The sequence below is a fragment of the Salinimicrobium terrae DSM 17865 genome (assembly GCF_000424665.1).
Lineage (GTDB): Bacteria > Bacteroidota > Bacteroidia > Flavobacteriales > Flavobacteriaceae > Salinimicrobium > Salinimicrobium terrae.
In genome coordinates, this window is the sequence record NZ_AUKI01000001.1 from 44877 (window position 1) to 68309 (window position 23433).

General features: G+C 40.1%; 18 protein-coding genes and 2 tRNA genes. 10 read left to right on the plus strand and 10 right to left on the minus strand.

Annotation, left to right across the window (positions count from 1 at the left end):
- Window positions 1-13: 13 nt before the first annotated feature.
- A complete protein-coding gene (locus H148_RS18765) occupies window positions 14-151 on the minus strand; it encodes a hypothetical protein (RefSeq protein ID WP_245583363.1) in 138 nt (45 codons plus the stop codon).
- A 274-nt stretch (window positions 152-425) separates the two neighbouring features.
- On the opposite strand from H148_RS18765, the gene H148_RS0100230 reads away from it, so the two are divergent.
- From H148_RS0100230 to H148_RS16945, 3 genes are all read left to right on the plus strand, one after another.
- Window positions 426-510, plus strand: a tRNA-Ser gene (locus H148_RS0100230).
- 118 nt (window positions 511-628) lie between these two features.
- Window positions 629-703: transfer RNA gene (locus tag H148_RS0100235), tRNA-Pro, on the plus strand.
- A 407-nt stretch (window positions 704-1110) separates the two neighbouring features.
- Window positions 1111-1932: a glycosyltransferase family 2 protein gene (locus H148_RS16945; RefSeq protein ID WP_083961529.1), complete on the plus strand. Its 822-nt coding sequence runs from the start codon at window positions 1111-1113 to the stop codon at window positions 1930-1932.
- Between the two features lie 9 nt (window positions 1933-1941).
- Here the strand turns inward: H148_RS16945 and H148_RS0100250 are convergent, their stop codons facing one another.
- From H148_RS0100250 to tsaD, 6 genes are all read right to left on the minus strand, one after another.
- Window positions 1942-3048, minus strand: a complete 1107-nt coding sequence (locus H148_RS0100250) for a class I SAM-dependent methyltransferase (protein WP_342663227.1) — start codon at window positions 3046-3048, stop codon at window positions 1942-1944.
- 72 nt (window positions 3049-3120) lie between these two features.
- A complete protein-coding gene (locus H148_RS0100255) occupies window positions 3121-4209 on the minus strand; it encodes an AI-2E family transporter (RefSeq protein WP_029032996.1) in 1089 nt (362 codons plus the stop codon).
- Window positions 4210-4228: 19 nt separating this feature from the next.
- Window positions 4229-4741 (minus strand): TrmH family RNA methyltransferase, encoded by a 513-nt coding sequence (locus tag H148_RS0100260; RefSeq protein ID WP_029032997.1) that lies wholly within the window; start codon window positions 4739-4741, stop codon window positions 4229-4231.
- Window positions 4741-5385 carry a DUF4159 domain-containing protein gene (locus H148_RS0100265; RefSeq protein ID WP_029032998.1) on the minus strand — a complete coding sequence of 215 codons (645 nt, stop codon included), beginning with the start codon at window positions 5383-5385 and terminating at the stop codon, window positions 4741-4743. The genes H148_RS0100260 and H148_RS0100265 overlap by 1 nt, the downstream gene beginning before the upstream one ends.
- Before the next feature lie 24 nt (window positions 5386-5409).
- On the minus strand, window positions 5410-6123 hold the full coding sequence (locus H148_RS0100270; RefSeq protein WP_029032999.1) for a 16S rRNA (uracil(1498)-N(3))-methyltransferase: 714 nt from the start codon (window positions 6121-6123) through the stop codon (window positions 5410-5412).
- A gap of 3 nt (window positions 6124-6126) precedes the next feature.
- Window positions 6127-7149 carry a tRNA (adenosine(37)-N6)-threonylcarbamoyltransferase complex transferase subunit TsaD gene (gene tsaD, locus H148_RS0100275; RefSeq protein ID WP_029033000.1) on the minus strand — a complete coding sequence of 341 codons (1023 nt, stop codon included), beginning with the start codon at window positions 7147-7149 and terminating at the stop codon, window positions 6127-6129.
- Window positions 7150-7239: 90 nt separating this feature from the next.
- Here tsaD and H148_RS0100280 point away from each other — a divergent pair, with 90 nt between their 5' ends.
- Window positions 7240-11655, plus strand: coding sequence for a translocation/assembly module TamB domain-containing protein (locus H148_RS0100280; RefSeq protein WP_245583364.1), 4416 nt, complete (start codon window positions 7240-7242; stop codon window positions 11653-11655).
- Between the two features lie 69 nt (window positions 11656-11724).
- Here H148_RS0100280 and H148_RS0100285 read toward each other — a convergent pair whose 3' ends face one another.
- Together H148_RS0100285 and H148_RS0100290 are read right to left on the minus strand one after the other, a co-directional pair.
- Complete coding sequence (locus H148_RS0100285; RefSeq protein WP_029033002.1) at window positions 11725-12105, minus strand: RidA family protein; 381 nt, start codon at window positions 12103-12105, stop codon at window positions 11725-11727.
- Window positions 12106-12117: 12 nt separating this feature from the next.
- Window positions 12118-14772 carry a putative LPS assembly protein LptD gene (locus H148_RS0100290; RefSeq protein ID WP_156877172.1) on the minus strand — a complete coding sequence of 885 codons (2655 nt, stop codon included), beginning with the start codon at window positions 14770-14772 and terminating at the stop codon, window positions 12118-12120.
- A 168-nt stretch (window positions 14773-14940) separates the two neighbouring features.
- On the opposite strand from H148_RS0100290, the gene H148_RS0100295 reads away from it, so the two are divergent.
- Genes H148_RS0100295 through H148_RS0100310 form a run of 4 tightly spaced genes read left to right on the plus strand, consistent with a single transcriptional unit; the run spans window position 14941 to window position 19256 of the window.
- Window positions 14941-16059 (plus strand): N-acetylmuramoyl-L-alanine amidase family protein, encoded by a 1119-nt coding sequence (locus tag H148_RS0100295; RefSeq protein WP_037324421.1) that lies wholly within the window; start codon window positions 14941-14943, stop codon window positions 16057-16059.
- Window positions 16060-16114: 55 nt separating this feature from the next.
- On the plus strand, window positions 16115-17065 hold the full coding sequence (locus H148_RS0100300) for an MlaD family protein (RefSeq protein ID WP_029033005.1): 951 nt from the start codon (window positions 16115-16117) through the stop codon (window positions 17063-17065).
- A 10-nt stretch (window positions 17066-17075) separates the two neighbouring features.
- On the plus strand, window positions 17076-18425 hold the full coding sequence (locus H148_RS0100305; protein ID WP_029033006.1) for a 4Fe-4S dicluster domain-containing protein: 1350 nt from the start codon (window positions 17076-17078) through the stop codon (window positions 18423-18425).
- A gap of 39 nt (window positions 18426-18464) precedes the next feature.
- Window positions 18465-19256, plus strand: coding sequence for a (Fe-S)-binding protein (locus tag H148_RS0100310; RefSeq protein WP_029033007.1), 792 nt, complete (start codon window positions 18465-18467; stop codon window positions 19254-19256).
- Window positions 19257-19309: 53 nt separating this feature from the next.
- Here H148_RS0100310 and H148_RS0100315 read toward each other — a convergent pair whose 3' ends face one another.
- Window positions 19310-19840, minus strand: coding sequence for a hypothetical protein (locus H148_RS0100315; RefSeq protein WP_029033008.1), 531 nt, complete (start codon window positions 19838-19840; stop codon window positions 19310-19312).
- Window positions 19841-20020: 180 nt separating this feature from the next.
- Between H148_RS0100315 and H148_RS0100320 the strand changes: the two genes are divergently transcribed.
- Complete coding sequence (locus H148_RS0100320) at window positions 20021-20506, plus strand: hypothetical protein (protein ID WP_029033009.1); 486 nt, start codon at window positions 20021-20023, stop codon at window positions 20504-20506.
- Complete coding sequence (locus H148_RS0100325; protein WP_029033010.1) at window positions 20506-23430, plus strand: serine hydrolase domain-containing protein; 2925 nt, start codon at window positions 20506-20508, stop codon at window positions 23428-23430. Before H148_RS0100320 ends, H148_RS0100325 begins: the two co-directional genes overlap by 1 nt.
- Window positions 23431-23433: the final 3 nt, after the last annotated feature.

Consider the following 23433-nt stretch of genomic DNA (forward strand, 5'->3'; position numbering starts at 1 on the left):
CCGGAGATTGTTCTTAATCACTAAAATTTCGAGCTGTTTCTTCTTCCATAGCGTTTGAAGCAGTTTCATGTAAAAGCTCACTGTTCCAGTACTTTAACATAAAACTCAAAAACTTCTGGTATCGCTCAATATTTGCGGGGAGAATAGACATAAAACTGAAGTATATTATTTTACTGAGTTATGTTAAAAATAATATTTTAAATATCACTCGAAGGAAGTTTTGAGAATTTTTAACTGAAGTGTGATTTTAGGCTAAACCAAGGATTTATATTTTTTATCTTGATTAGAGGCAACAAGTTGATATTAGTTAGATTAAAAATTTATTCCTTTTTTAAGGGAAAAAAGGCAATAAAAGGTTTGCAAAGATGTATCTGAACACATACATTTGCAACCGCAAAATATTTGCAAGTTCATATACATTACAAGGAGAGTTGCCAGAGTGGTTAATGGAGCAGTTTGCTAAACTGTCGACGAGCAATTGTCGCGTGAGTTCGAATCTCACACTCTCCGCTAAATGAATTCAAGATTCAGGATTTAGAATTCAGGATTTTTCAATTTATCTTGTCTGCTTTGGGAGGTAATTGGATTTGAAAAATTGTTAATTGAAATTATCAGCTTAAGCTGATCTCGGGGTGTAGCGTAGCCCGGTTATCGCGCCTGCTTTGGGAGCAGGAGGCCGCAGGTTCGAATCCTGCCACCCCGACGAAATAAAGCCTTGCACAAAAGTGCAGGGCTTTTTTGTTGGTCCCAGGCGCCAGCCTGTGCAGGCATTGTTTCAGTTCCACTCCAAAGGATCACCGACCGCAGGGAGGTAATTTGAAAATTGAAGAGACGATAGTAGAGGTGCTAATTGTCACAATTTGCTCTTGAAAATTAGAGGGTCCCGCACCTTTTTGGACTTATCAAAAAGCCTTCAGAAAAAACTCTGAGCTGAAATTTCCTTTTTAAAAATGTCATTTTTCAAGAGTATTTTTGAAAGATCTTTTGTAAATTCTTCTTTTGGTGAGAAGGACAAAACTATAGAAGGAAAAACCTCCAGATTTCCTATTTTTGCACTCCCAATAAAATTCCGAATCTGAAGATTATCTAAATTTATAATAAACTCATTATTTGATCAATCCGCCTTTATACCAGTCTAGATTTGATGCCCTGCAATGCTGTGTCCTTATCCCAACATATAATAATGATAGAACTCTTCAAAGGGTAATCGATGAGGTGCATCTTTATACCAGCAATATGATAGTGGTAAATGATGGTTCTACAGATGATACTGCCAGTGTTCTCCAGCAATTTTCTTTCCTTCGGGTAATCCATATTCCTGTGAACAAAGGGAAAGGTAATGCACTTAAAAGAGGTTTTAAGGAAGCTTCTAAAATGGGTTTTAAGTATGCGATTTCTATGGATTCAGACGGGCAGCATTATCCCGATGACTTCCGTGTGTTTTTGGATGCTCTGGAGGATCATCTTCCTGCCGAACCTGAACTTCTGGTTATCGGCTCCCGAAAAATGGACGATCCTACAGTTCCCGACAAAAGTAGTATAGGAAACCGTTTTTCCAGCTTCTGGTATCGGGTTGAAACCGGAGTGAAACTCCAGGACACCCAGTGTGGGTACAGACTTTATCCTCTCGAAGCCCTGAATTCTCTCACTTTGTACACCTCTCGTTTTGAACTGGAGATTGAAGTGATTGTAAAAGCGGCCTGGAATGGGGTGAAGGTGATAAATTTACCCGTAAAGGTGCTGTACGATCCCAAGGAAAGGGTTACTCATTTCAAGCCCTGGCAGGACGTTGCAAGGATCACCGTGTTAAATGTTTATTTTGTCTTTATTGCGGTTTTTTACATCGCACCACGCAATTTTCTGCGGAAGTTTCGCTCATCAAAAGAAAATATTTCTGAAAATAAAATCTCCCGTGAGGTTCCTCTGGAATAACGCCCTACTTTAACTTTTTTGACAAAGCAGTACTACCTTCTCCTCGTTGAGAAGTGTAGTGAAAAACAGGTAATTCTCTCCTCCGTCTTTAATTTTGAACTGACTCCGGAGTTCTGCAACAGTTTCAGGAAAATTGCGGGTGGTGATATTGGCTTTTTTTAACTGAAAGTCCTTTTTCAAATGTTTCTTTCTGAAAGGTAGTACTTGCAGGATCTTAAAACGCCTTCCCGGAAATTCAACAGGTTCTTCCGAAGTATATAACTGAGTATTTGGATGTAGTTTTTTAAGTCCAAATTCTTTTCCCAGGGCAGCAAATAAGCCGCTTTTCATTATGGCCGCATTTGGTTCGTAAAGAAAAATTTCAGGATCACTGTAAACTTCTGCTATTAGAGCGTTGTCAAAGGAACTTTCAAACAGTTGTTTTTCCTTCTTCTGAAAATTAATTGTTTTTATACGAATCTCTTCTGAAACATTTTTCTTAAAAATCCACAGCAATTCTTTCACATCATTTTCCACAGCGACTATGTGGATTTCATGCACATTTTGAAGTTCCCTGAGCCCGGCCTGAAGGTCTAGCAGGGGGGAAGTCTTCAAAAGAATACTATCGGTTTTTTCCTGAAGCAACTCCAGGTTTTTGGGAATATTGGGTAAACAATCCGACAGGAAAAATACGCGTCCGCCGGCTTCGTCTCGTCTGGAAGGATCTATATAGATCCAGTCAAATTTTTCTGAAGTATTTTTCAGAAATTCTATTCCATCCCCGGCCTCAGAAATGACATTTTTAGCACCCAATAGTTCAAAGTTGTGAGCGGCGATTTCCTGCAGATGAGGATTAAGTTCAAAATGTCTTACTTGTTCAAATTTTTCAGCAAAATAGTAAGAATCAATTCCGAAGCCACCTGTTATATCGGCCAGGTTATGGCCCTGGATTAGGGAAGCCTTATATTTTGCAGTGATCTCTGAAGAAGTTTGCTCTAAATTGACATTTGGAGGGTAAATGATTCCACTTTTTTCAAACCAGAGAGGCAATTTTTTTTCAGCTTTTTTCTTACCTGAAATTTGCACCAAAAGCTCCTGAATGGAAATGCCTTCAAAAGGACTGCCCTGAAATGCCATTTTTGACAGCTCAGTTTTATGATGCTTTTCAAGATATTCCTGAACCTCGTTATTTAGAAGTTTCTGGTTCAATTAAAGATCCCTGGTCAGGCGTTTAACGATCTTGTATTCACTTAAAGATTCTTTTGCAATGACCTTGATCGCAGTATAAAAAGGCACTGCCACAACCATCCCTAAAATTCCGAAAGTTAATCCCGCAATAAGGATAATCAGGAAGATCTCAAGGGGATGTGATCGCACACTAGCTCCAAAAATAAGTGGCTGATTAATAAAATTATCGATCAACTGGCAAATTAGATATCCGGCCATAACATAGACAAGTTGGGGCAGGATAATAGTTTGGAAATCAGCTCCCAGGTTGCTGGAAATCACAAAAAGAGAGATCAAAATTCCTGAAATAATCGGCCCCAGGTAAGGGACTACATTTAAAAAAGCACAAATTAAGGCAATGGCAATAGGATTTTTTATTTCGAACAGAGATAACAATATACTATATAGAATAAACAAGACGGTTATCTGCATGGTGAGACCAACAAAATAGCGGGATAGTAATACCTTTATCTTATTAAAAACCCGTTGAAATTTATCCTCATGGCCTCTGTTAGAGAAGACCAGGATACTGTTGAGCATTAGACGGCTATCTTTTAAAAAAAAGAAGGAAATAAAAATTATGGAAAATACCGCGATAATACCCGCTCCCAGTATTCCGAAAAAACTATTCAGGTAACGGGGGATTGTGGCCAGATCAAAATTTCGTGCAAATTCGGTTTGTTTAATACCTTCAATAATATTGATTTCTTCAACTCCAAGATAATTATTGATCTGATTATTAAGTTCATTTAAGTCCCTGGTAAAAGCATCCATATCTATTTGTCCCAAATTTTTACTTTGTTCCACTACAATCGGAATAAAGATCGTGATCAAACCGATAAAACTCGAGAGTACGAGCAGCAGGACAATGACCACCGCGAGCTTATTGGGAACCCTAAGTTGATTTTTAAGAAAAAGGACTACAGGACGTCCTACAAGGGAGATTACTCCGGCAATAGCGATATAAACCAGGACCGACTGTATGAGGTACAGAAAATAAAGAAGAAAAACCACTCCTAATAATATGGCAATGGCTCGAAGGATTCCGTAGGAAAGTTCTTTTTCGTTCACTAGGTAAATATATTATTTCTCATTGAACTGGCTGCAGCCTTTTAGTAATTTCAAAGAGTGCAATTGCAGCTGCATGGCTTACATTCATGCTGCTGTTTTCTCCAAACATATTTATATGCAGAAGATTATCGGCCTTTTCCAAAATCTCATTCTTCACTCCCAGTCTTTCATTTCCCAGCACCAAAGCCACTCTGTCATTAGCCCGTAAATTACACTCCTGAATTGGAATACTTCCTGAACCTATTTCAAGAGCGAGAATTTCATATCCCGATAATTTTAATTCCCGGATAACAGCTTCGGAATTATCCCGCTCCTCAAAAAGCACATTTTTGACAGTGGATCTGGCTGTCCTCTTTAACCTGTTGCTGTTTAAGTCTACCAAACTTTCACAGAAAAGTAGCTTTTCAACCCCAAAAGCATCGGCTAGCCGAAATAAGCTACCCAGGTTCGCCGGACTGGAAATTCCGTCCAAAACTAAAACAATAGGAAATTGCTTCTTTTTGAAAGTGGTGGAATCGTGAGTTGCCTGCATTAATTAGAAAAAGCAAATTTCATGATGTTCGCTCCCATTTGAAGCGCCTTTAACCTCACCTCTTCGGGATCATTGTGTACCTCTGAGTCTTCCCAGCCATCACCAAGATCGGTTTCAAAAGTAAACAGGCAGAGGAGCCGTCCATTTTCAAAAATTCCAAATGCCTGTGGACGAAGTCCGTCATGTTCATGAATTTTTGGTAGTCCATTTGGAAAATTATATGCTGCAGAAAAGATAGGATGGGAGGCGGGAAGTTCCTCGAGCTCTTTATCCGGAAATACTTTCTCCAGCTCCCTGCGAATATACTCATTCATGCCGTAATTGTCATCAATGTGCAAAAATCCTCCTCCAAGAAGATAATTCCTCAAATTTAAAGCGTCTTCATCACTGAAGAACACATTTCCATGACCCGTCATAAAAATAAAAGGATATTGAAAAATATCTGTACTACCGGGTTCTACTGTCGCAGGTTGAGGGTCAATTGAGGTTTTAATATTTTGATTAGAGAATTCAATTAGATTCGGTACCGCAGTAGGATTACTGTACCAATCGCCCCCACCTCCGTATTTGAGTACTGCAACCTTTTGTGCCTGCACGTTCGACGAAAAGGAAAATAAGAAAAGGATTAAAAACAGTTTTTTCATGACTCTAAAATAGCAAAAAGGGAATTATTCTTCTTCATTGATCAAAGCAGCTGTATGACAGGCAACTATCGCAGCAGTTTCAGTTCTTAATCTGCTGTTTCCCAGGCTTACAGGTTCCCAGCCTGCTTTCATTGCTACTTCTATTTCTTCTTCGGAAAAGTCTCCTTCGGGCCCAATTAAAATGGTCGCTGAAATAGCTTTTTGGAGACTCCTTGAGAGTAATTTTTTTGGCATGGAATCTTCACAGTGTGCAATGAACTTGGCTTCCGAATGACCTTTCTTTATAAAATCCTTAAAACTGACAGGTTCATTCAACACCGGGAATCTAGTATGTAGTGATTGTTTCAGCGCACTCTGAATCACTCTTTGAAAGCGCTCAGATTTAATTACTTTTCTTTCACTGTGGTCACAAATCACCGGTGTGATCTCCTGAATGCCTATTTCTGTGGCTTTTTCCAAAAACCACTCGTATCTGTCATTCATTTTGGTAGGGGCAACTGCAAGGTGTAAATGATAAGGTGCCGGAGGCTCTTTTTCAGCAGACAATATTCTGGCGCTACAGTTATTAGGCTCGGCCAGAGTGATCTCTGTTTCAAAGATCCAGCTTTTCCCGTTTGTGAGGTGTAAAGTATCTCCTTCGCGCTTTCTCAGGACTTTCACAATATGCTTACTCTCCTCTCTGGAAAATCGGACTTCCCTATCATTTTCTGTTACTTCAGGATGAAAAAAGAGGTGCATGGATTACATTTTAATTCTTGCCTTGGCAGTCACTCCCAGATCGGCAAAATCTTCAGAAATAAATTTATAATGCCCTGCAATGGCGATCATCGCGGCATTATCTGTTGTATATTCGAACTTAGGAATATAAGTCTTCCAGCCGTACTTTGCCTGCGCTTCGTGCAGAGTGTTTCTTATTCCGCTATTTGCCGATACTCCTCCGGCAATTGCGATCTCTGTAATCCCCGTTTGTTTAACTGCCTTCTTTAGTTTGTCCATAAGAATCCCAATGATGGTATGCTGAATTGAAGCACAGATATCTTCTAGGTTTTCTTCAATGAATTGTGGATTCTGCTTTACCTGCTTCTGAATGAAGTACAAGATCGAAGTTTTTAATCCGCTAAAGCTAAAGTTCAAACCTTCTACCTTCGGTTTGGGGAAAGGAAAGGCTTTAGGATCACCTTTTTGAGCATTTTTATCTACCAGGGGTCCACCGGGGTAGGGGAGACCAAGGATCTTTGCGCTTTTATCGAAAGCTTCTCCCACTGCATCATCCAGGGTTTCTCCAATTACTTCCATTTGAAAGTAATCGGTAACTTTTACGATTTGGGTGTGGCCTCCACTAATCGTTAGAGCGAGAAACGGAAATTTGGGTTTTTTGAAATCTTTCTCATCGATGAAATGCGCGAGAATATGAGCCTGCATATGGTTGATGTCCAAAAGGGGAATCTTTAAACCTAAAGACAATGATTTTGCAAAAGAAGTCCCCACAAGGAGCGAACCCATTAAACCCGGGCCACGGGTAAAGGCAACAGCCGTGAGGTCTTCCTTAGTAATTCCGGCCCTTGAAAGAGCTTCATGAATGACCGGTACAATGTTCTGTTGATGTGCTCGTGAAGCCAACTCGGGCACCACTCCGCCGTACTTTTGATGAACCTCCTGGGTTGCCACAACATTTGAAAGGATTTTTCCGCTGTGAAGTACTGCAGCAGCGGTGTCATCACAGGAAGATTCAATGCCGAGTATGTAAATATTTTGTGCTGTCATCCTTAGTATTTAGGCCCGAAAATTGTTAATATTGCTCGCAAAGTTATAACTAAAAAATCTATCAGAAAATTCTGGAAAATACTAGGTAAAATGCTGCTCTCTCTGCTGCTGCTTTTCATCATTTTGTTGATAGTATTTTCTATTCCCTCCGTACAGACTTTTGTTGCAGGAAAAATTACAGATTCACTTAAAGAATCTAAAGATGTAGACATAAGTATTGGGAGGGTTGGCATTACTTATAGCGGAAAGCTTAAACTAAATGATGTTTTGATCCTGGATCACCACCAGGACACCCTTATTTTTTCCCAACAGGTAAAGACGTCGGCTACCAGCCTTAGAAGTATTTATAACAATAATCCTACTCTGGGAGCTACAACCGCAAAGGACCTTTACATGAACATGAAGGTATATGAAGGGGAGGAGCGGGATAACCTAAATATATTTCTTAATAAGCTTAAAAGTAAAAAACAGCAGGAGTCCACTCCTTTTGTGTTGGCCATTTCAAGGCTTGAGGTGGTAAACGGGAAGTTCAACTACATAAACCAGAATTTAAATGATCCTGAAGTAGTCAGATTAGATAACCTATTCATTCTAGCCAGCGGTTTATTGGTAGAAGATTCAGATGTTTATGTGGATATTGAAAAGCTTTCGGGTTTTGAAAACAGAGGAATTAGAGTGACCCATCTAAGTATGGATTTCACCTATACTTCCGAGGAAATGGTATTGGAAGAGCTGCAGGTAGAAACTCCTGATTCTAGAATTGATTCCGACATTCGTTTTGATATTACCAATGGTTTTGCAGGATTTATTAATACTGTACCTGTTGAGGCGACCTTTAGACCGTCAACCATCTCTACAAATGATCTTCAGCCTTTTTATGACAAATTTGGAAAAGATCAAAAGATCAATTTTTCGACTAATCTTGACGGGATACTAAATGATTTACTGCTTTACGATATTAAAATGACCGGCCTTGATCGCACGCGCCTCGAAGGAGAACTACAAATTAGAAATTCCCTGGGCACAGATGAAGATGAATTCTCCCTTGACGGAATTATAACAAATCTTTCCACCAATTATTACGATCTTGTTAATCTCCTTCCCGGTTTACTTCAGGGTAAATTACCCCGGGAACTCAGAGAACTGGGGAATGTTCAGCTTGAGGGAGATATTTTTATTTCAGAAAACTCTTTGGTTACAGATGCTGTTTTGTTCTCACAGCTGGGAGCCGCTAACATTGATCTTGAAATGAACGGCTTTGGAGAAGGAGTAATTACCTCTTACGACGGTCGCCTGGTGGCGCGAAATTTTAATGTGGGACGATTAGCCAATATCCGGGATCTGGGCACCACTTCGCTTAATGTTACTTTTGACGGAAGAGGATTTACAACAGAAACCCTGAATACGCAGGTGCGGGGAAGTATTTCGCGTTTGGTATATAATGGCTACACTTACAACAATCTTAAATTACGTGGTACTTTAAAAGCACCTCTTTTTAATGGGAATGTGATCTCTCTGGATCCTAATCTCCGAATGGAATTTAATGGACTTGCAGATTTTTCAGCCGAAACAAACATATATGATTTTGAAGCCTCTGTGGCCCATGCCGATCTGGCTGCCTTAAATTTGGTGCAACGCGATAGTATCTCCACTTTTCAGGGAGATGTGATTATGAATATGGAAGGTACTAACCTTAATAATTTTGAGGGAGAGATTTATCTTTTAAATACTTCTTATAAGAACGAGAATGATACTTACATGTTCAAGGACCTTGAAGTGACATCAGATTTTGATGGGCCTGTGAGGACTATTGAGGTGCATTCCCCAGATGTCATTAATGGTACAATAGAAGGGATATTTGATATTACGGAAGTTCCTGCATTGATTGAAAATGCGGTTGGAAGTCTCTACACCAACTATCGTCCCAATAAGATTACCACCGACCAGTATCTAAATTTTGACTTTGATATTTACAATAAGATCGTAGAAGTTTTTTATCCTGAAATAGCCCTGGCTCCCAATACTTTCATACGGGGAAGTGTGGAATCTGATGAATCTGAATTTCGTTTGGCCTTTAGATCCCCTCAAATAGAAGCTTTCAATAACTTATTTGATAAGGTTAATATTCAGGTAGATAACTCAAATCCACTTTTTAATACTTTTATTGAAATTGATAGTGTAGCTACAAATTTTTACAACATCAAGGATTTCAATCTCATCAATGTTACTCTCAATGATACCCTTTTCATGCGTTCAGAATTTAAAGGTGGCCCTAAAAGCAACGATGAATTTAATCTTAATTTGTACCACACCATTAATGATGACAATCAGTCTGTAATAGGTTTGCAACCCTCGGACCTGAAATTTAAAGAAAGCGTCTGGCATCTTAATGAGGAAGGTAACAAGTCCAATAGGATCATTTTCTCTAATGGATTTAATAATGTGAGAATTGATTCTCTTGTGCTGAGCCATGAAAATGAAGAAATCCGATTATCGGGAGAAATGCGTGATTCCACTTATAAAGATTTCAGAATGGAATTCGACAATGTGGATTTGTATAAAATCACTCCCGAATTCGCCAGCCTGGAAATGGAAGGGATTGTAAACGGCTCTTTAAATCTCCTGCAGCAGGAAGGGGCTTATTATCCTAATACTTCTCTTACAGTTAGGGATCTTATAATTAATGACCAGATGTTGGGAGTTCTCAACCTCGATGTAATGGGAAACCGCGATTTGAGCCTTTACAATGTAAACACTACACTGCGGAACGCAGGGCTGGAATCACTTTCGGCTATTGGGGAGATCCTGGTGGAAGGAGATTCACCCGAAATTGACCTGGAAGTAGATCTGAAAAATTTTAATTTGGCCGCTTTTAGTCCCCTCGGAAAAGATGTCATTGAGAACATAAGAGGCTTAGTTTCGGGAGAAGCCGATGTTACGGGAAATTATAAAAATCCTGATATAGAAGGAAGACTTTTTCTTGATGAGGCAGGCTTATCAATACCATATTTGGAGGTGGATTATGCTTTTGAAGAAGGAGCTGTGGTGAATTTAAATCAGCAGCAGTTTAACTTTGATGAGATTACAATTACCGATACAGAATACAACACCACTGGTGTACTTGATGGGACAATTTCCCACAGGAACTTTAGCGATTGGGTCCTTGGACTTAACATCTCTACAAACCGTCTTCTGGTTCTGGATACAGATTATGATGAGGAAGCCCTTTACTACGGTACAGCTTTCATTGGGGGAAATGCGGCCATTTACGGCCCAACCTCTGAACTTGTGATTGATGTCGTAGGTGCCACCCGTAGAGGAACAGTTTTCAAAATCCCTATTAGTGATTCTGAAAGCGTAGGAGATAATTCATTTATTCACTTTTTGAGCCCGGAGGAAAAGGCAGCCCGATTAGCTGGTGAGGAGCTGGAATTCCAGGATGTTAAAGGTCTGGAACTTAATTTTGATCTTGACGTTACAGATGATGCTCTGGTGGAACTGGACATTGACGGAAGCATATTGCGGGGAAGAGGAGCAGGAACTTTACTGATCGAGATCAATACCCTGGGAAAATTTAATATGTGGGGTGACTTTATTGCAAATACTGGAGAATATATTTTTAATTACGGCGCACTGCAAAAGCGTTTCGAAGTGCGGCCTGGTGGAAGTATAAACTGGAATGGAAACCCTGCTCTGGCCGATCTCAATATTAGTGCAGTCTATGAAGCCCATGCTAACCCGGCAATTGTCCTGGACAATCCCGGTGTTAGCCGAAGGATACCCGTAGATGTGGTGATTAATCTTGAAGGAGAGCTTTTGCAACCCGATATTTCCTTTGATCTCGAATATCCCAATGTAGCTTCGGCTGTCAGATCGGAACTGGAATACAAAATAGAAACCAGCACCAATACCGAAATTCAGGCGTTCTCTCTTATTACTCTCGGCCAATTTTACACAGAAAATGTGCTTACGGGTAGCCCCGGAAGCATATGGGCAGGGAACCTTTTTGAAAGTGCTTCAGGATTCTTTAATAACCTGCTTTCCGACGATTCAGGGACATTCCAGGTGGGCCTTAATTACGAACAGGGGATACGAACTCCCGAACAATCAATGGCAGATAGGTTTGGGGTAACTCTTTCCACACAAATTAGTGAACGGGTACTAATAAATGGCCAGGTTGGAGTGCCGGTAGGAGGTGTCACTGAAACTGTTATTGTGGGAAACCTGGAGATCGAATTTCTTTTGAATGAAGAAGGAAACTTACGGGCAACTATTTTCAACCGGGAAAACAACATTCAATATCTTGGAGAAGAACTAGGCTTTACGCAGGGAGTAGGATTATCTTACCAGGTGGATTTTGACACTTTTAAAGAGCTCCTGCGGAAAATTGTTGACCGGGAAGTTACCAGTACTGCCGCCATTCGAGAGGAAGAGGAAGATGGGCAGGTTGAAAAGAAAAGTCTTGCCCCCGATTATATCAGGTTTCCCGGAGCCGATGACTTTTAACTACAAGAGGTTCCAAAAATGGCATTTTTGGAACCTCTTGTAGTTTGAGCCGATAGACCTGGAGAAATTTTACTTTACGGCGATTACACTAATCTCTACGTTGACAAATTTCGGAAGATTGGCCACTTCCACAGTTTCCCGTGCCGGGGCTGTCTCTTCATCAAAATATTTTGAATAAACGGCATTGATCCTGCCGAAATTATTCATATCGCTTATAAAGATTGAACTTTTTACTACATTTTCAAAGCTCATTTCGGCCGCGACCAATATTGCTTTAAGGTTTCGCATTACCTGTTCTGTCTCTTCTTCAATATTTTTCTGTTCCAGTTCCCCACTTACCGGGTTAAGTGCAATTTGTCCGGAAATATATAAAGTATTTCCGCTTAAAACTGCCTGGTTGTAAGCTCCAATTGGTGCCGGTGCATCTTTAGTTTGAATGATCTTTTTCATGATTTTCAGTTTTTATAATCTTCTATCTCTTTCTCTTCTCTTCTCATATTTAATATCTCTTAACAGGGAAGACTTGATCCCAATAAAGAAATTCCATTGTTTGTAAATGCCAAAAGGAGTCCAGCTAAAGGTCATTCTCCAGCTCTCGAGATCCCTGCCAAACCTCAGTTGGGTATGGGTAAATCCCGTGTTGACAAAGTCATAACCCGAAGAAGCACCTACAGACCACTTGGGAGAAAGTTCCACATCTCCCGAAAACATCAAGGAGTGGGAGGAAATTTGGCCTTGGCGAGCATTGTTACTGTAGTTAAGTACATAAGCTAGCCTAAGGTCCCAGGGGATGTCAAAGTTATACCAGCTGTTCTCACTCTCCTCATCCTCTTCGGGCATATTCTGCTCATGCTCATCATAAAAAGTGCCGTCAATGTCCATGTCTTTACCAAAGAGATCATCGGGTCGTCCGCCATTTCTGAAAGTCTGATTTTCAAGCCGGTTTACATTCTCTTTTCCTCCTGAAAAATCCCGGCTTGAAAAGGAATATCCAAAACTAACATTTGCGTTGGTAAGCCGGAATAAACTTCCACCATTCTGAATATTTAGCGTATTGATTCGGCGGTTTTGATTGTTCAGAGCATAAATGTCCAGGTTGGTTCCAAAGTTAATATCCAATTTGTTTTGAACGACCGGAATACTTCCGCGGATACTAATAGGAGATAGTTTCAATGAATCTCCCGCCAAATTATAGGAAGTGCTTATATTAAGATTGTTAAGTAGTTTTACTTTTCGCGGTTCGGCATCTACCGAATCTTTCACCTTTGCTTCAAAAGTATTACTTAATGAAAGGCCAATAGAACTGGAGAATATTTTTCCCGGGGGACCGTATAAGGTTCCCTGGAATCTGGAATATTCGACAATACGTTCTTCACGACCTTCAGTCTCCGGAATGATATAATTATCATAATAATACCCAAACCCGGGATTTATATTATAACTTATAGATGGACGTATCATGTGCCGAATGGCCTGTAGTTTTCCATCTCCGCTAAAATTTTTGGTTCCGTAGATTGTGGTCCCAATACTAGTGTTGAAGTTGTAGGTGCGAAAGGAGTCAAAGCCACTCACTGTGTCGATGATCTCAAGGCGTGCATCCTCATCGTAGGATCTTTTAAAGGTCCTGAAAACCCATGACTCGGTATAATTTGTTCCCGCACTTACACTTAAATAATTAAATAATTTAAAATTGGTGGTGAGCGGGATAGAATGCTGAGCTCCTAAGATGGCATTTTTGAACATTTCGGGTTGAAAGAAGAGGGAATCTGTAGTCTGAAATCTATTCTCTCCTCTAAAATTGTACTGGAAATTAATGTTCTCTATGATACCTTTTTTGGCACCTATCTTGGGCTCAAATGGGTAAACTCGAGCCATGCTAGCCTGCACGGTAGGAAGCGTCATATTAATCTGTTCCGTATTGGTATTCTGGCTATGCGTCGCAGCGATGCTCAAGTTTACCTGAGGCTGGATGTTAAAAGTTTTTGAGTACGAAACCGAAGAGCTTAAGGTATTTGTCAACCGGTTTCCTGTGTTCATTTGGTTGGTAGAAGCCTGGTAATAGTCACTACTACCAAGGTTCACAGCTGCAGAGAACCTGGAGGAAGGATTTGCTTTTGAATCCTGGGCGTGGTTCCAGCGAAGGTTGTAAATAGTGGATTCAGAAAAATCTGGAAACCCTCTTTCACTGTTGATCAACTTTTCATATCTAAAACTCACATTTCCCCTAAACCTGTAGCGAAGAGCATAGGAGGATTCCATCCTTAATCCATAACTCCCGTTGGTATAATAATCTCCCAGGACAGTAAGATCAACATAATCACTTATGGCAAAATAATAACCTCCATTTTGCAGATAGAAGCCGCGATTGTTGTCATCTCCAAAAGAGGGGATGATAAATCCTGAAGTTTGCTCATCGGTCATTGGGAAATATCCAAAAGGCAGACCCAATGGAGTAGGAACATCGGCAATATACATGTTTACAAGCCCCGAAACTATTTTCTTATCGGGTACTAGTTTGATCCTTCTGGCGTAAAAATAGTAATCGGGATTCTCTTCATTGGGAGAGGTGGTAAACCTTACATTTTGCATGTAATAAACTGAATCATTTTCCCTTTTAGTGATTTCCCCAAGCACTTTAAATTCTCCCTGGTCTGTACGGGAATTGAACACAAGAGCTTTTTCAGAATCGAAATTAAAACGAATAGAATCGGGACGTACTACACTCTGGGCCTGGGTGAATACCGGCTTTTGAGTGTATACACCTGCCGTGTCAACAATTCCGTAGGCATAAACCTCATTCCGCTCATTGTCGAGAATGATTCGACCCGCAGTAATATTAATATCACCATAAGTGACTTCGGCATTGTTGTAAAGATAGATCCTGTTTTCGCGCGGACTTAAACGCATATAGTCAACGGCCGTGTAAACAACTCTATCTGCAAGCATTTCATTCCGCGGTCTCACCGTATCTTGTTGTGTAAGACTTATAACGGGAACCGGAGCTTCTATAATAATGGAATCGAGTATTACTTGCACCGGTTCACGTTCTGCAGGAATGCGGATACCTTCATTTGTTTTGATTTCCTGTGCTGTAGATTTTGGGGCTAGAAAAAGCATAAAAATACAGCAGGAAAGTATGTAAAGTATCTTTGTTCGCAATGCTAGTTATGCTATTTTTGTATGGTGTGGCTCGTTTTTTGAAGTCTCAAAATTACATATATTTTTTAAGGAACCTTTTAGAGTTCAGGAAAAATAATAAGCGTTTTAATGAACCGTTATTTCAATATGAAAACGAACATTTTAGTCTTTTTGATATTTTTTACTACTATTAATTTCTCCCTGGCTGCTTCTGTTGGGGGAGATCCGCCGCGAGATCCTTTCGTAGTGGTATTAGACGCAGGCCATGGAGGTAAGGATCCGGGAAATAGCTGGAATGGATATTCAGAAAAGGATATTTCCCTCAATATAGCTCTACAGGTAGGAGCCGAACTTGAAAAAATTCCGGATGTAAAGGTTATCTACACTCGTAAATCTGATGTTTTTGTTACTCTTGCAGGAAGAGCCAATATTGCAAATAAGGCTGAAGCAGATCTTTTTGTTTCTATTCATATGAATGGTCATAGATCGCAAGCCCAGGGGACAGAGACTTTTGTATTAGGACTTCACCGAAATCAGGATAACCTCGAAGTAGCTATGCGGGAAAACCAGGTAATTTTTCTGGAGGAAGATTATGAAATGACCTATGATGGTTTTAATCCGAATTCACCTGAATCTTACATAGGCCTTACTCTTATGCAAGAGGAGTATCTCGACCAAAGCATCCTATTAGCAGATCTTATTCAAAAAAACTTCACGAATATTAATAAGAGAGTGAACAGGGGAGTGAAGCAGGCAGGATTCCTGGTGTTAAGAGAAACTTATATGCCGAGCGTCCTTGTTGAAGCAGGTTTTTTGAGCAATAAGGCTGAAGGAGCTTTCCTTAATAGTGCTGCGGGGCAATCTGCGATTTCAGCATCTATTGTAAGGGCAGTTAAGGATTATAAAAACTCGATTAATCATGATATTCTGGACAACTTGGAGGCCAATCCGCCCGTACAGCTTACGCAGGAAACTGAGGAAATGCCTTTAGATGTTTATGACGGAATAACTTTTCGTGTACAATTGGCTGCCTCAGGTAAGAAGCTTGATCCTTCTTCCCGAAATTTTAAAGGCTTAAAGCAGGTCTCAAGGAATAAGGAGGGAAAACTTTTTAAATATTATTATGGAGCTACTTCCAGTTTTTCGCAAATCCAGGATTTCCATGAAATGGCAAAGCGCACAGGTTATCCTGACAGCTACATAGTAGCTTTTCGTGGAAATGAGAAGATCAGCGTTAATGAGGCGTTAAAAACAAAAACCAAATAGACCTTCTTTACTAGATAAATTTTATATTTGTGCCTCATCAAACAGGACAATTTTTGTGAAATATACTAAAGAGGTAAAAACCGCTCTTCTGGCCATTGTTGCCATTCTTTTATTTATTTTTGGATACAGCTTTTTAAAAGGTAAAAACTGGTTTGATTCCAGTAGAACGTTCTATGCCGTCTATAGTGATGTGGAAGGACTTTCACCTTCATCCGCTGTTACTATTAATGGCCTTAGGGTGGGTAATGTCACCAAAATTGGATTTCTTGATGTCTCCGGGAGACTGGTAGTGACTTTTTCTGTTGATAATGATTTTCCTTTTTCTGAAAATAGCGTAGCCCAAATATATGGGGGTGGACTCATTGGAGGTAAATCGCTTGCCATTATTCCCGAATATGAACCGGGAAATATTGCAGTGTCGGGAGATACGCTTCCCGGTGAAATAGAAGAGGGGCTACTTGAACTGGTAAACGAAAGGCTTACTCCGCTGCAGGAAAAAATAGAAGATCTCATTGTAAGTGCAGATTCTTTAGTCAATTCTTTTAATGAAGTAATGAGCCCTGCCACGAGAAAAGATATAAAGAACAGTATTGCAAGTCTTAATGCAACAATGGTTTCCCTCAACAATTCGGCAAATACTGTAGAAGAGGTGTTGGACGAAAATGCTCCTAAACTTGACCGAACTTTTACCAATCTTGATGAGATGGCTATAAACTTTAGTAACTTCTCAGATACCCTTGCTGAAGTTGATATACTTAAAATCACAGAGGAGCTTGAAGCTACAGTTGCTAACCTGGAAGAATTTTCTGAAAAAATGAACTCCGGCGAGGGAACAGCCGGAAAGCTTGTTAATGATCCTTCAGTTTACAATAATCTTGAAAGGGCAACAAATCAGCTTGATGCTTTGATACAGGACGTGAAATTGAATCCAAAACGTTACGTACATTTTTCTATCTTTGGGAAAAATCCGGGACCTTATTCGCCACCGGGAGATTCATTAAAATAACCAACCAACCATGCAGATCCTTGCACAAATCGTCTTTATCCTTGCTCTGGCAATTGGGATAGGTATTTTCGTTCGCAATATTCGGAGGATGATTCGGAATATTAAATTAGGCCGGGAAATAGACCGGACCGACAATCCCGGGGCAAGATGGAGGAAAATGGCAAAAATTGCACTCGGCCAGTATAAAATGGTGCGCAGACCTGTCTCAGGAATCGTGCATGTTATTGTATACATAGGTTTTATCATCATCAACATTGAAGTTCTTGAAATTATTATTGACGGAATTTTTGGTACCCATAGAATTTTTGCCTTTGCAGGTGAACCTTATCGTTACCTGATAGGTGCATTTGAAATTCTCGCACTTTTGGTTTTATTAGGAGTTATCATTTTTTGGATCAGGCGAAACGTAATGAACATCTATAGGTTCAGAGCCAGGGAGATTACAAGTTGGCCCAAGAATGACGCCAATTATATCCTCTATTTCGAAATGGTTTTGATGACCCTATTTTTGGTTATGAATGCGGCAGATTATCAATTGCAGTTAAATCTTGCTCCTCATTACGCCATGACAAGCGGGGAGATCGCAGGTGCTTTTCCGGTAAGTAGTTTTTTATTGCCACTGCTGGATGGATTTAGTAATTCTACACTTATTATTATTGAGAGAACCGCCTGGTGGTTGCATATTCTGGGGATTCTTTTCTTCCTGAATTATCTCTACTACTCTAAACATCTTCATATTCTTCTGGCTTTTCCAAATGTCTATTATTCCAAAATAAGGCCGAAGGCAGAATTTGACAATATAGATGCTGTTACAAAAGAGGTTCAACTTATGATGGATCCTGATACAGATCCATTTGCCGCACCGGCAGAACCTGAAGGGGAAGCTGAGGGAGAGCCGGCAAAATTTGGCGCATCAGACATTTTCGATCTCAATACGGTGCAGTTGCTCAATTCCTATACCTGTACCGAATGTGGGCGTTGTACAGATCAATGTCCGGCAAACAATACAGGTAAATTACTTTCTCCCAGAAAAATCATGATGGATACTCGTGACAGGTTAGAAGAGGTTGGAGAAAATATTAACAAAAATGGCAAGTTTGTAGATGATGGAAAACAACTCCTGGATGACTATATACAACGTGAGGAGATATGGGCCTGTACCACTTGTCAAATGTGTGTGGAAGCCTGTCCTGTTGGTATAGATCCTATGTCAATCATTGTGGAAATGAGAAGATATCTCATGATGGAGCAAAGTGCCGGACCGGCAGATCTGAACAATGCATTAAGCAATATTGAGAATAATGGAGCTCCATGGCCCTATAACCAAATGGACCGCCTGAACTGGGCAACCGAAAATTAATTACCAAACCGGCCTTTTCGAGGCTGCAATAAAGAAACAATGGCAGAAAATATTAAAGTGCCAACAATGGCAGAATATATGGCCGAAGGAAAAAAACCCGAAGTTCTTTTTTGGGTTGGTTGCTCCGGAAGCTTTGATGACAGGGCAAAGAAAATAACAAAGGCTTTTGTGAGGTTGCTCAACAGGGCAAATGTAGATTTTGCTGTTCTTGGAACAGAGGAAAGTTGCACCGGTGATCCTGCAAAACGTGCCGGCAATGAATTTCTTTACCAAATGCAGGCTGCCGGAAATATTGAGGTATTAAATGGATATGAGATAAAGAAAATCGTCACCACCTGTCCACATTGTTTTAATATTATGAAAAATGAATATCCTGGACTTGGAGGGAATTATGAGGTAATGCATCATACCACCTTTTTAAAGTCCCTGTTGGAAGAGGGGCGTCTTACCGTAGAGGGAGGAAAATTTAAAGGTAAAAGGATAACCTTTCATGATCCTTGTTATTTGGGTCGGGGAAATGGTATTTATGAAGCTCCTCGCGATTTACTGAGAAAGCTGGAAGTTGAGCTTGTGGAGATGAAAAGGTGTAAAAAAGATGCGATGTGTTGTGGTGCCGGAGGTGCCCAGATGTTCAAAGAACCCGAACCGGGAAAAGAAGATGTCAATGTCGCCCGCACAGAACAGGCAATAGAAGTAAAGCCGGAAGTAATCGCCGCAGGATGTCCTTTCTGTAACACAATGATGACAGATGGAGTTAAGGCAAAAAACAGGGAAGACAATATAGCTGTCATGGATATTGCCGAAATGATTGCAACTGCCGAAGATTTGTAGGCAAGAGAAAAAGTATAAAAAGGGGCTGTAAAATATGATTTTACAGCCCCTTTTTATCTTTGTTCCAATTTTAGTCTTGCTTCATTCGGCCTGATATTTCTCACCAGGATCAAAATTTCATCTTCCGTAAGTCCTTCTTCTATGTAATTTCCCTGTCTCCCTCGTAAATAGGCGTACTTTTCCAAGTTCGTCCTATACTGAAGCCAGGAGCTTTTCTTGTCTTTTTCCCCATAACCTTTTAAATAGGCAATAATCACCTGGTCGTCTGCAACCTTAATATGTTTTTGTTCATTGTACATGTGTAAAATCTCCATACCGTGCGAAATTCCCTGTTGCAGCATTTCAGAGTACGAATTCCCTCCCGATGCATAAACAGGTTCCAAATAGTAAGTACAAACAGGGGTAGTGATGGTATAGCAATATGATTCAACGTAATTGTTAAATTCGTCCCAGATGCTGCCCACTTCAATATGGATCTGTTTGTCCTCGCGTAACCATTCCGTAAGGTTATGGAGATGATTAGTTCCGCGAGAAAACCCCAACTTCTTTGCAATTTTAAAAAGTTCCTTTTCCTTATTTTCCATAAGACAAAATTAGAGTAGAAAGTTTCTAAAATTATGATTTTTGTCAGCCTGTGGCAGTACTTTTGATGACAAAGTCTTAGAACCTTTATGAGAAGGAGAATAAGTGCAACTTTAACCTTCACAAATTGGAATCCCGCTTTCAAATATGTTATTTTTGTAATTCTAAATTTATCCAAATTAATGTACGTTCCATTTGAATCTTTACCCGAGAGTTCCAGAGTTTGGATCTTTCAGGCAAATCGCTCTTTTACAGAGGAAGAGCAGACCGAAATTAAAGAAAAACTTCAGGCTTTTATTGAGCAATGGACTGCCCACGGTGCCAATCTTCAGGCTTCTTATGAGATGCGCTATAAACGATTTATTATTCTTGCTCTTGATCAAAAAATGAATGCTGCCACAGGTTGCTCCATTGATGAATCTGTACGATTTGTTCAGCAGTTGGAAAAAGAATACAATGTTGATCTTCTGGACAAGATGAATGTTTCCTTTAAACAGGGAGAATTTGTTGCTTATAAGACGCTCACAGATTTCAGAAAGATGGCTAAAGACAAAGCGGTTTCTCCAAAAACCATTGTTTTTAATAACCTCGTAAACAATAAAGCTGAATATCTTTCAGATTGGGAAGTTCTTGCATCTGAAAGCTGGCACAAGCGTTTTCTAAATTGATGAGAATTAAAATCCTTATTACAGGTCTCTTGCTGACCTTGTTTTTTATTCCCCAAATTTCCTACTCTCAAAGTCGTCCTTTAATTGCTGAAGATGTAGAGCAACAGCGGCAATGGGTAGACAGCATCTATAATGCAATGTCTTTAAAGGAAAAAGTTGGACAGCTTTTTATGATAGATGTATTTTCTTCAGATCCTGCTTCCAAAACCGACAAAGCAAAGGAACTGGTGGAACAGCACCATGTTGGCGGGGTGATCTTCTCAAAAGGAGGACCAAAAAGACAGCTGAAACTACAGAATGAACTGCAGGATCTTTCCAAAGTACCACTTCTTATAGGAATGGATGCCGAATGGGGTCTGGCGATGCGGCTCGATTCGACCTATGCCTATCCCTGGAATATGACTTTGGGGTCCATACAGGATGAAAGTTTGATTACTGAAGTTGGGGCGAGTATTGCAAAACAATCAAAGAGGTTAGGAGTACATGTAAATTTTGCACCTGTGGTGGACATAAATACAAATTCTGAAAATCCTATTATAGGAAACCGTTCTTATGGCGAAAACAAAAACAATGTCACCAGAAAGGCTGTTGCTTTTATAAAAGGTATGCAAAGAGAGGGAGTTCTTGGAAGCGCTAAGCATTTTCCCGGCCACGGAGATACCGAAAGAGATTCTCATAAAACTCTGCCCACAATAGATTTCTCTCGTGACAGGATCTTTAGAGAAGAACTATTTCCTTACGGGGAGTTAATTGCTGAAGGTTTAGGTAGTGTAATGGTGGCCCATTTAAATGTTCCCAGTCTCGAGGAGCGCACCGAATTTCCTTCCACTCTTTCTCATGAAATCGTCACCGGAATTCTAAAGGAGGAGCTTGGGTTCAACGGACTTATTATTACTGATGCTCTAAACATGAAGGGTGTTGCCAACTTTGATGAGCCGGGAAGAATAGATCTGGCTGCATTTTTAGCAGGGAATGATATTTTGCTTTTCTCTGAAGATGTACCCAAAGCTTCAGAATTAATTATAGAAGCATATAATAAAGGTCATATTACAGAAGAACGGCTGAAGCATTCAGTAAGAAAAATTCTTTATGCAAAATATAAGGTTGGTTTAAACAAATATGAACCTGTAGATCCCACATATATAATTGAAGATCTCAACAGCATTCGAAATGAGGTGCTTGCCCATAAACTGTATGAAAATGCTATGACGGTAATAAAAAATGACAGGTCGACCCTTCCTGTCAAGGATCTGGAAACCAGTAAAATTGCCTATGTTCATTTTGGGGAAGATTCAGGGGATGCCTTTTACGAACAATTGAACCGATATGCTCAGGTTGATTCGGTTTCGGCAGAAAATCTTAATGAGTTATTGGATAAGCTGGAATCATACAACCAGGTAATTATTGGTTATCATCAATCTTCTGCTTCTCCATGGAGCGGTTTCAGGCTTAATGAACAAGAGCAGGTTTGGCTTTATGAAATAGCCCGAAAAAACAAGGTGATTTTTAATGTTTTTACCAGCCCCTATGCTTTACTGGATCTACATACCACAGCAAATTTTGAGGCGATCCAGGTAGCTTATCAAAATAATGATCTTGCACAGCAAAAGGCAGCACAGGTTATTTTCGGGGCTCTTGAGGCTAAAGGAAAACTTCCTGTTAGTGCAGGAAAGAATTTTCCCGTAGGAACCGGTTACAAAACCAGAAATTTAAACCGTCTCTCTTATGGACTGCCTGAACAGGTGGGGATGAATTCATATAAGCTTAATAAAATTGATGATCTTATTGAGAAGGCGATTGAACAAAAAATGACACCTGGGTTACAGGTGCTTGTAGCACGAAAAGGAAAGGTGATCTACGAGCGAAATGCAGGCTATCATACCTATGAGAAAGAAAGGCCCGTAAAGGCTTCAGATGTTTATGATTTAGCTTCTCTAACGAAAATCCTTGCAACCCTTCCGCTTTTGATGGAGCTGGTAGATCAGGATGAAATAGATTTAGATTCAACCTTAGGCGAAATGTTACCATCTTTCCGCGGAAGCAATAAAGAAAATATTACCATCCTGGAAATGCTGTCCCATTACGCCCGACTCAAAAGTTGGATTCCTTTTCACTGGATGACCATTGATCAAGACACTAAGCGTCCCGATGTGAAGTATATTCGTTCCCAGCAGGATAGAGGTTACAATGTACAGATAGCCGAGAATATGTATGCCAGGAATGACATTAGGGATACAGTACTTCAAATAATTAGAGATAGTGAATTGGAAAGAAGGAAGGAGTATAAATATAGTGATCTGCCTTTTTATCTCCTCAAGTTTTACCTTGAAGACATTTACGGAACCTCTCTCGAATATCTAACCCAGGATCATTTTTATAATTCTCTGGGGGCCCATTATACTACCTATTTACCACTTCAAAAATTTTCTAAAGAGAAAATTGTGCCCACAGAGGAAGACAGTTACTGGAGAAGTCAGCTGTTGCAGGGATATGTTCATGATGAAGGGGCGGCACTTCTAGGAGGAATAGGAGGGCAGGCTGGATTATATTCAAATGCCAATGACGTGGCCAAAATCATGCAAATGTATTTAAATGGAGGGCAGTATGGAGGTAAGAGATATTTTGATCGAGAAACAGTAGATAAATTTAATACCTGCTATTATTGTGACGATGACGTGCGACGGGGAGTTGGGTTTGATAAACCCCAGCTTCGTGAAGCCGGACCTACCTGCGGTTGTGTTTCTATGTCCAGCTTTGGACATAGTGGATTTACAGGAACTTTTACATGGGCAGACCCCGATGAAGAAATAGTTTATGTATTTTTATCGAACAGAATTCATCCTTCTGCAGAAAATAATGAACTTACGAGGGAAAGTATCCGCTCGAATATCCAGGACCTTATTTACGAAGCTATAGAACGCTAATAC

Coding starts and splice junctions, on each gene's coding strand:
- tsaD (WP_029033000.1), bottom strand. CDS start 7,149: ATGACAGCACAAAATATTTACATACTCGGCATTGAATCTTCCTGTGAT.
- H148_RS0100265 (WP_029032998.1), bottom strand. CDS start 5,385: ATGAAAAAACTGTTTTTAATCCTTTTCTTATTTTCCTTTTCGTCGAAC.
- H148_RS0100280 (WP_245583364.1), top strand. CDS start 7,240: ATGCTGCTCTCTCTGCTGCTGCTTTTCATCATTTTGTTGATAGTATTT.
- H148_RS0100290 (WP_156877172.1), bottom strand. CDS start 14,772: ATGCTTTTTCTAGCCCCAAAATCTACAGCACAGGAAATCAAAACAAAT.
- H148_RS0100260 (WP_029032997.1), bottom strand. CDS start 4,741: ATGCAGGCAACTCACGATTCCACCACTTTCAAAAAGAAGCAATTTCCT.
- H148_RS0100270 (WP_029032999.1), bottom strand. CDS start 6,123: ATGCACCTCTTTTTTCATCCTGAAGTAACAGAAAATGATAGGGAAGTC.
- H148_RS0100295 (WP_037324421.1), top strand. CDS start 14,941: ATGAAAACGAACATTTTAGTCTTTTTGATATTTTTTACTACTATTAAT.
- H148_RS0100285 (WP_029033002.1), bottom strand. CDS start 12,105: ATGAAAAAGATCATTCAAACTAAAGATGCACCGGCACCAATTGGAGCT.
- H148_RS0100320 (WP_029033009.1), top strand. CDS start 20,021: ATGTACGTTCCATTTGAATCTTTACCCGAGAGTTCCAGAGTTTGGATC.
- H148_RS18765 (WP_245583363.1), bottom strand. CDS start 151: ATGTCTATTCTCCCCGCAAATATTGAGCGATACCAGAAGTTTTTGAGT.
- H148_RS0100325 (WP_029033010.1), top strand. CDS start 20,506: ATGAGAATTAAAATCCTTATTACAGGTCTCTTGCTGACCTTGTTTTTT.
- H148_RS0100315 (WP_029033008.1), bottom strand. CDS start 19,840: ATGGAAAATAAGGAAAAGGAACTTTTTAAAATTGCAAAGAAGTTGGGG.
- H148_RS0100305 (WP_029033006.1), top strand. CDS start 17,076: ATGCAGATCCTTGCACAAATCGTCTTTATCCTTGCTCTGGCAATTGGG.
- H148_RS0100250 (WP_342663227.1), bottom strand. CDS start 3,048: ATGGCATTTCAGGGCAGTCCTTTTGAAGGCATTTCCATTCAGGAGCTT.
- H148_RS0100310 (WP_029033007.1), top strand. CDS start 18,465: ATGGCAGAAAATATTAAAGTGCCAACAATGGCAGAATATATGGCCGAA.